The organism is Micromonospora sp. RL09-050-HVF-A, from assembly GCF_019374995.1.
Classification (GTDB): Bacteria; Actinomycetota; Actinomycetes; order Mycobacteriales; family Micromonosporaceae; genus Micromonospora; species Micromonospora antibiotica.
Genome location: NZ_JAGKQP010000002.1, coordinates 1926589 through 1935827, shown reverse-complemented (window position 1 = coordinate 1935827; position 9239 = coordinate 1926589). Strand labels below are relative to the sequence as shown.

Below are 9239 nucleotides of genomic sequence, written 5' to 3'. Positions count from 1 at the left end.
GTGGACTGACGTGGCGGACGAGGACAAACTGCGCGAGTACCTCCGACGGGCCATCGCCGACGCCCGCGAGGCGCGCGGCCGGCTGCGCGAATGGGAGGAACGCGCCACCGAGCCGATCGCCATCGTGGGCATGGCCTGCCGGTTCCCCGGCGGCGTACGCAGCCCGGAGGACCTGTGGCGGGTGGTCGCCGACGGGGTGGACGTGACGTCCCCGCTGCCCACCGACCGGGGCTGGGACGTCGACCGGCTCTACCACCCCGACCCGGACCACCCCGGCACCACGTACACCCGCACCGGTGGTTTCCTGCACGACGCGGGGGACTTCGACGCCGAGTTCTTCGGCATCTCACCCCGTGAGGCGCTCGGCATGGACCCGCAGCAGCGGCTGCTGCTCGAACTGTCCTGGGAGGCGGTGGAACGGGCCGGCATCGACCCGTCGACGCTGCGTGGCACCCCGACCGGCGTGTTCGTCGGGGCCACCGACCAGGACTACGGCCCCCGCCTGCACGAGGCCCCGCCCGAGGTGCAGGGTCACCTGCTCACCGGTAACACCGCGAGCGTCGCCTCCGGACGCGTCGCCTACCAGCTCGGGCTCACCGGCCCGGCGGTCACCATCGACACCGCCTGCTCGTCGTCGCTGGTCGCCCTGCATCTGGCGGTCCGCTCGCTGCTCACCGGGGAGAGCGACCTCGCCCTCGCCGGTGGGGTGATGGTCATGTCCACCCCGGGCACGTTCGTCGAGTTCAGCCGGCAGCGGGGGATCGCCCCGGACGGCCGGTGCAAGGCGTTCTCGGCCGACGCCGACGGTGTCGGCTGGGGCGAGGGCGCCGGCATGCTCCTGGTCGAGCGCCTGTCGGATGCGCGTCGGCAGGGTCACCGGGTGTTGGCGGTGGTGCGGGGTAGTGCGGTGAATTCGGATGGTGCGTCGAATGGTTTGACGGCGCCGAGTGGTCCGTCGCAGGAGCGGGTGATTCGTCGGGCGTTGGCGGTGGCGGGTGTGTCGGTGTCCGACGTGCAGGTGGTGGAGGGTCACGGCACCGGTACCCGGTTGGGTGATCCGATCGAGGCGGAAGCCCTGTTGGCGACGTACGGGCAGGGTCGGTCGGAGCCGTTGTGGTTGGGGTCGGTGAAGTCGAACATCGGCCACACGCAGCACGCGGCGGGTGTCGCCGGGGTGATCAAGATGGTGTTGGCGATGCGGCACGGGGTGATGCCGGGGTCGTTGCACGTGGGTGAGCCGTCGGGGTTGGTGGACTGGTCGTCGGGTGCGGTGGAGGTGCTGCGGGGGTCGCGGGAGTGGGTGGTGGCTGAGGGGGGTCGTCGGCGGGCGGGGGTGTCGTCGTTCGGGATCAGTGGGACCAACGCGCACGTGATCGTGGAGGAGCCGCCGCCGGTGGAGCCGGACGATCCGGAGCCGGACGCGGTGGTGCCGGGTTCGTCGGTGCCGGTGGGGGTGACGCCGTGGCCGGTGTCGGCGCGGTCGGTTGCCGGAGTGCGGGAGTTGGTCGAGCGGTTGCCGTCGGCGGTGGCTGGGGTGTCGGGGGTGGATGTGGGGTGGTCGTTGGCGTCGACGCGGTCGGTGTTCGCCGAGCGGGCGGTGCTGCTCGACGGTGAGACTGTCGCGGATTCGGCGTCGCTGATCCCGGAGATCCGGGAACTGGCCGCAGGCGATGGTCCGGTGACGGTCCCAGCCGCCGGTCTGGGCCTGGTGTTCGGGGGGCAGGGTGGTCAGCGGGTGGGGATGGGTTCGGGTCTGTACCGGGCGTTCCCGGTGTTCGCGTCGGTGTTCGACGAGGTGTGTGACCTGTTGGGTGCGGATGTGCGGGAGGCGATCTCGTCCGGGGTTGGTCTGGAGGGGACGGGTGTTGCGCAGCGGGCGCTGTTTGCGGTGGAGGTGGCGTTGTTCCGGCTGGTCGAGTCGTGGGGTGTCCGCCCGGCGGTCCTGGTCGGCCACTCGATCGGGGAGATCGCCGCCGCACACGTCTCGGGGGTGCTGTCCCTTGAGGATGCGGTGACGTTGGTGTCGGCGCGGGCCCGTCTGATGGCCGCGCTACCCGCCGGGGGAGCGATGGTGTCGCTGCGGGCTTCGGTGGAGGCGGTGGAGCCGTTCCTGTCGGGTGATGTGGTCATCGCGGCGGTGAATGGGCGGTCGGCGGTGGTGATCGCCGGTCCGGAGCGGGAGACGCTGCGAGCGGCGGAGGCGGTGGCGACCGCGTTGGGGGTGCGACAGCGGCGGTTGTCGGTGAGTCATGCGTTTCATTCGCCGTTGATGGAGCCGATGCTCGACGAGTTCCGCGCGGTGGTGGAGGGGTTGTCGTTCCATCCGGCACAGATTCCGGTGGTGTCTACGGTGACCGGGCAGGTCGGGGATCTGGCGGACCCGGATTACTGGGTGCGGCAGGTGCGTGAGCCGGTGCGGTTCCACGACGCGATCGAGGCTGCCGGTCCCCGGTCGTGGTGGGAGTTGAGCGCGGACGGTGGTTTGTCGTCCCTGCTGGCCGACGGCATCCCGATGCTCCGCCCGACCCTCGACGAGGCGACGTCGGCGGTGACCGGGTTGGCGCAGGTGTGGGTGCGGGGGCACGAGGTCGACTGGCGGGCGTACTACGGCGGCGGGAGGGTCGTCGACCTGCCGACGTACCCGTTCCAACGCCAGCGGTACTGGCTCGACGCCGTACGCCGCGGCGACGAGCCGTACCTGATCCAGGAAACCTGGCACAGCATCGACCTGCCGGCGGCCCCGACCCTCGACGGCGACTGGCGCATCGTCACCGACGGCACTATCGACGCGCGTCCGTTCGCCGAGCTGCTCACCGGGCACGGTGCCCGGGTCGAGGTCGCCGACGGCCCTGGCAGCACCCCGGTCACCGGCATCCTCGCCCTCACCGCCGACCCGGTCCCGGTGCTCGCCGCCGGCACCGGCCCGGTGTGGCAGATCACCGGGGACGCCGCGACCATCGGCCGGGGCCGGGCCCTGGGCTGGGCGTGGCCGGACACCTGGCGGGGCACCCTCGACCTGCCCGCCGGCCCGGACCCGCGCACCGGTGCCCTGCTGGTGGCCGCCCTCGCCGCCACCGGCCCGGTCACCGAACACCTCGAACTGCGTCCCGGCGGGGCCCGCGCCCGTCGACTCACCCCGGTGCCCGTCAGCGGGCCCGAGTGGACGCCACACGGCACGGTGCTGGTCACCGGCGACGGCCCCGGTGTCGACCTGCTCACCGACCTGCTCACCGCCGAGCGGGCGACGGTCCGCCGGGTGCACCCGGACGACCTGCCCGCCGCACTGGCCGGACCGGAGGTGACCGCCCTGGTGCACGCCGACCCGGGCATCGACGCCGACGCCCTCGACCTCACCGGCGGGCCGGACACCGTCGTGCTGCTCACCCCGCTCGCGGGCGTCCTCGGCGCGCCCGACCTGCCGGCGGCGGGACAGCGGCACGCGGTCGCCGTCCACACCGCCCGTAAGCTGGCCGCGCAGGGCCGTACCGCGAGCGTCGTGGCCTGGGCCGACCCGGCCGACCGTCCGGTGACGGGGGTGGACGCCGCACCGGCCGACGCCGCCGTCGCCGCGCTGCGGCGCGCGGTCGGCGGTCGGCTACCCGCCGTGGTGGTCGCCGCCCTCACCCCGGCCACCCTCGCCGTCGCCGACCTCCCCCCGGGCGTACGCGGCGTGCTCGGCGGGTACGTCGGCCCGCCGCCCGAGCCCACCGCCGGGCAGGTCGACCCGGCCGACCTGCTGCCCCTGGTACGCCGGGAGATCGCCGTCGCCCTGGGGCACCCGGACACCGACCGGGTCACCGCCGACCGGCCGCTGGGGGAGCTGGGCATCGACTCGATGACGGCGGTCACCATCCGCAACCGCCTCGCCGCCGTCACCGGGACGGACCTGCACACCACCGTCGTGTTCGACCACCCCACCGCCCGTTCCCTGGCCGGGCACCTCGCCGCCGCCGGAACCCGCCCCGCCGACGCCCCCACCACCGTCGCAGCCCCCGACGAGCCGTTGGCGATCATCGGGATGGCCTGCCGGATGCCCGGCGGGGTGCGCACCCCCGAACAGCTCTGGCGGCTCGTGCTCGACGGTGTCGACGCCATCTCGTCGTTCCCCACCGACCGGGGCTGGGACCTCGCCAACCTGGTCCACCCGGACCCTGACCATCCCGGCACCAGCTACACCGACCAGGGCGGGTTCCTGACCGGGGTGGCCGAGTTCGACCCGGGGTTCTTCGGCATCTCCCGCCGGGAGGCGCTGGGCATGGACCCGCAGCAGCGGCTGCTGCTGGAGACGGCGTGGGAGGCCGTCGAACACGCCCGGATCACCCCGGAGTCGCTGCGCGGGACCAGGGTCGGGGTGTTCGCCGGGGGCAACGGCAACGACTACGCCACCACGATGACCCGCGTCCCGGAGGGCGTCGACGGCTACCTGATGACAGGCAACGCGGCGAGTGTCGTCGCCGGCCGGATCGCCTACCTGTTCGGGCTGGTCGGCCCGGCGCTGACCGTCGACACCGCCTGCTCGTCGTCGCTGGTGGCGCTGCACCTGGCCGGGCACGCGCTGCGCGCCGGGGAGTGCACGATGGCGCTGGTCGGCGGGGTCACCGTGATGTCGACCCCGGGCACGTTCGTCGAGTTCAGCAGGCAGCGGGGCCTGGCCCCGGACGGGCGGTGCAAGGCGTTCGGCGCGGACGCCGACGGCACCGGCTGGGCGGAGGGCGCGGGCATGCTGCTCGTCGAGCGACTCTCCGACGCGCACCGCCACGGCCACCGGATCCTCGCCGTGGTCCGGGGGTCCGCGGTCAACCAGGACGGGGCGTCGAACGGCCTCACCGCGCCGAACGGCCGCTCCCAGCAGGCCGTGATCTCCGAGGCGCTGCGGACGGCCGGTGTCGCCGCCACCGACGTCGACCTGGTGGAGGCGCACGGCACCGGCACCCGGCTCGGCGACCCGATCGAGGCCGAAGCGCTGCTGGCCACCTACGGTCAGGGGCGACCGGCCGACCGGCCCCTGTGGCTGGGTTCGCTGAAGTCGAACATCGGCCACACCCAGGCCGCCGCCGGGGTGGCCGGGATCATCAAACTCGTCCACGCCCTGCGTGACGGCGTACTGCCCCGCACGCTGCACGCCGACGAACCCACCCCGTTCGTCGACTGGCGGCGCGGCGCGGTGGAGCTGCTCCGCGAGCAGCGCCCCTGGCCGGCCGGTCCGGAGCCGCGCCGGGCGGCGATCTCCTCCTTCGGGGCCAGCGGCACCAACGCCCACGTGATCGTCGAGGCCGCCCCGCCGACCGTCGACCCGGCACCCCCGACCCCGCCGCCGGTCACCCCGTGGGTGGTGACCGGGCGGGACGAACGCGGCCTGCGCGCCGTCGCCGCCGACCTGCTCACCGTCGCCGACCGGGTCGACCCGGCCGACCTTGGGTTCTCCCTGGCAGCCACCCGCCAGCCGCTGCACCGGCGGGCGGTGGTCACCGACACCGTCGGCCTGCGGGCGCTGGCCGACGGGGACCTTCCGCTGGTCACGCCCGGCCCCGGCGACCTGGGGTTCCTGTTCACCGGGCAGGGCGCGCAGCGGGTCGGCATGGGCCGGGGACTACGGGCCGCCTTCCCCGTCTTCGCCGCCGCGTTCGCCGAGGTCTGCGCCGCCTGCGACGGGCACCTGGACCGCTCGTTGGTCGACCTCGTCGACACCGGCGACGGCCTCGACGACACCACCGTCACCCAACCCGCGATCTTCGCCGTCGAGGTCGCCCTGTTCCGGCTGCTGGAATCCTGGTCGCTGCGACCGGACGTGCTGGCCGGGCACTCCATCGGGGAGATCGCCGCCGCGCACGTCGCGGGCGTGCTGTCGCTGGCCGACGCGGCCACCCTGGTCACCGCGCGGGGCCGGCTGATGGGCGCGCTGCCGTCCGGCGGTGTGATGGCCGCCGTCCGGGCCGCCGAGGCCGACGTGGTGCCGCTGCTCACCGCCGAGGTGGGCATCGCCGCCGTCAACGGCCCCCGTTCCCTGGTGCTCTCCGGCACCGCGTCCGGCGTGGCCGCGGTGACCGACGCCCTCGGTGTGCCGGGCCGGCGGCTGACGGTCAGCCACGCGTTCCACTCGCCGCTGATGGCGCCGATGCTCGACGACTTCCGCGCCGTGGTGGGCGGGCTCGCCTTCCACCCGCCCCGGATTCCGGTGGTGTCCACGGTGACCGGGCGACCCGCCGACCTGACCGACCCCGACCACTGGGTGGCCCACGTGTCCCGACCGGTGCGGTTCGCCGACGCGCTCGCCGCGCTGCGCGACACCGGCGTCGACACCCTGCTGGAGGTCGGCCCGGACGCCGCCCTCACCCCGCTGACCGTCGACCTGCTGACCGGGGACGCCACGGTCACCGCGACGATGCGCCGGGACCGGGACGAGGCGGCCACCCTGGTCGCCGCCGTCGGCGAGGTGTTCGCCCGGGGGCACCGGGTGGACTGGGCGGCCTGCTACCGGGGCAGCGGTGCCCGCGTGGTCGACCTGCCCACCTACCCGTTCGCCCGGGAACGGTACTGGCTCACCGCCCGCCCCACCGGCGGCGTCGACGCCGCCGGCCTCACCGGCACCGACCACGGCCTGGTCGGCGCGCTCGTCGAACACGTCGACGACGACGGGCTGACCCTCGCCGGCCGGATCTCCACCACCACCCACCCGTGGCTCGCCGACCACGCCGTGCTCGACACGGTGCTGCTGCCCGGCACGGCGTTCGTCGATCTGGCGGTCACCGCCGCCCGTCGCGTCGACTGCGCCGGCGTCGACGACGTCACCCTGGCCGCGCCGCTGGTGCTGCCGGCGGGCAGGGCCGTCGACCTGCGGGTCACCGTCGCCCCACCCACCGACGACGGCCGCCGGGCGGTCACCGTCCGGTCCCGGCCGGCCGGCGGCACCGGGTGGACCACCCACGCCACCGGCACGCTCACCCCCGACGGCGGCCCGGTGGAGGCGCTGCGCCAGTGGCCGCCGCGCGACGCCACCGAGATCGACGTGTCGGCCGCGTACCCGGCGCTCGCCGCCGCCGGCTACCGGTACGGCCCCACCTTCCAAGGGCTGCGCCGGGCCTGGCGACGGGGCACCGAGGTGTACGCCGAGATCGCCCTCCCCGAACCGGCCCGCCCCGACGCCGCCGGGTACGCCCTGCACCCCGCCCTGCTGGACGCGACCCTGCACGCGGTCATGCTCGACTCCCTCACCGCCGCCGAACCGAGCCTGCCGTTCGCGTGGAGCGGGGTGCGGGTGGTCCGTCCCGGCGGCACCGCGCTGCGCGCCCGGTTCGTCCCGGTCGGCGAGTCCGCGGTGGCGGTGACCCTCGCCGACGGTACGGGCGAACCGGTGGCCGTCGCCGAACGGTTGGACTGGCGGCCGGTGTCCGCCGGAGCGCTGCGTCCCACCCACCACGAGTCGCTGTACCGGCTCGACTGGACCGAGGTCGCCGTCGGCGTGGCCGGGGACGACCCGCCGTCCTGGCAGCGCCCCGACGGCCCGGTCCGGCTGGTGACCCTGACCGGCCCGGACGGCACCGACACCGTCGCCCGCACGCACGCGGCCACCACCGGGGCACTGCGTCTGGTCCAGGAATGGCTGGCCGCCGACGACGACCGTACCCTCGTCGTGCTGACCACGAACGCCGTGCCGACCGCCGGCGGTGAACCCCACGACCTGCCGCTGGCCGCGGCGCTCGGCCTGCTGCGTACCGCCGCCACCGAGAACCCGGGCCGGGTCGTGCTGGTCGACCTCGACGGGTCCGCCGCCGCCCGCCGGTTGCTGCCCGCCGTGGTCGCCGCCGCCGAACCCCAGGCCGTGGTACGCGGCGAGCGGGTGCTGGTGCCCCGCCTGGTCCGGTTGGAGACCGTCGACGGGCCGGGCACCACACTCGACCCGTCCGGCACCGTGCTGCTCACCGGCGGTACCGGCGGCATCGGCGCGGCCCTGGCCCGGCACCTGGTCCGCCGGTACGGCGTGACCCGGCTGCTGCTGACCAGCCGCCGGGGACCCGACACCGACGGCGTCGGGAAACTCGTCGCCGAACTGGCCGAACTCGGCGCGGAGGCCACCGTCGTCGGCTGCGACACCGCCGACCGGGACGCCGTCGCCGCGCTGCTCGCCGGCATCCCCGACGAGCACCCGCTGACCGCCGTGGTGCACCTGGCCGGAGTCTCCGACGACGGCGTGCTCGGCTCGCTCACCCCGGACCGGGTCGACGCCGTGCTACGGCCCAAGGTCGACGCGGCGTGGCACCTGCACGAGCTGACCGCCGGGCGGAACCTGTCGGCGTTCGTGCTGTTCTCCTCCGCCGCGTCGGTCTTCGGCGCGCCCGGGCAGGGCAACTACGCCGCCGCGAACGCGTTCCTCGACGCGATGGTCCACCACCGTCGCGCCCGGGGGCTGACCGCGACCACCCTGTCCTGGGGGCTGTGGGAGGGCGTCGGCGGCATCACCGGGCACCTCACCGAGGCCGACTTCCGGCGGATGGCCCGCTCCGGTGTGGCCGCCATCCCCGTCACCGACGGCCTCGACCTGCTGGACGTCGCCTTGGCCCAGCCCCGGGCCTGGGTGTTTCCGCTGCGCCTCGACCCGGCGGCGTTGCGGGGGCAGGGCGACGCGCTGCCCGCCGTGCTGCGCGGCCTCGTCCCCGCCGCCCGGTCCACCGGCGTGCCCGTCACCCCGACCGTCGACCTCGCCGCCCTCCCGCCGCAGGACCGGGACCCCGTCCTGCTGGACCTGGTACGCGGCCAGGTGGCGGCCGTCGTCGGGCTCACCGCCGGTGACGTCGACCCGGGCCGGCAGTTCCGGGACCTCGGCTACGACTCGCTGACCGCCGTGGACCTGCGCAACCGGCTCGGCACGGCGACCGGGCTGCGGCTGCCCGCCACCCTCGTCTTCGACCACCCCACCCCGGCCGAACTGGCCGCCTACCTGGCGGAACGGTTCGCCGACGGGGCCGGGGACACCGGCCCGGCGGTGCTCGGCGGGCTGGACCGGTTGCACGCCGAGGTGCTCGCCGCGGATCTCGCCGCGACGGCACGGGCGGCGGCGCGGGCCCGGCTCAAGGACATCCTCGCCCTGCTCGACGAGCCCGCCGCAGCGGGGGAGAACGTCGACGCGGAACTCGCCGACGCCTCGGCGGAGGAGGTCTACGCCTTCGTCGACCGCGAACTCGGCATCTCCCTGGAATGACCCGACGGGCACACCGACCGACCCCATCTGACGACCAAGGGCG

The 9239-nt window shown here is 75.2% G+C and carries 1 pseudogene; it reads left to right on the top strand.

Annotated elements, in window-relative coordinates:
* Nucleotides 1-10 precede the first annotated feature (10 nt).
* A pseudogene (locus tag J7462_RS08405) lies at nucleotides 11-9196 on the top strand (type I polyketide synthase); the annotation flags it as partial.
* Between the last annotated feature and the right edge of the window lie 43 nt (nucleotides 9197-9239).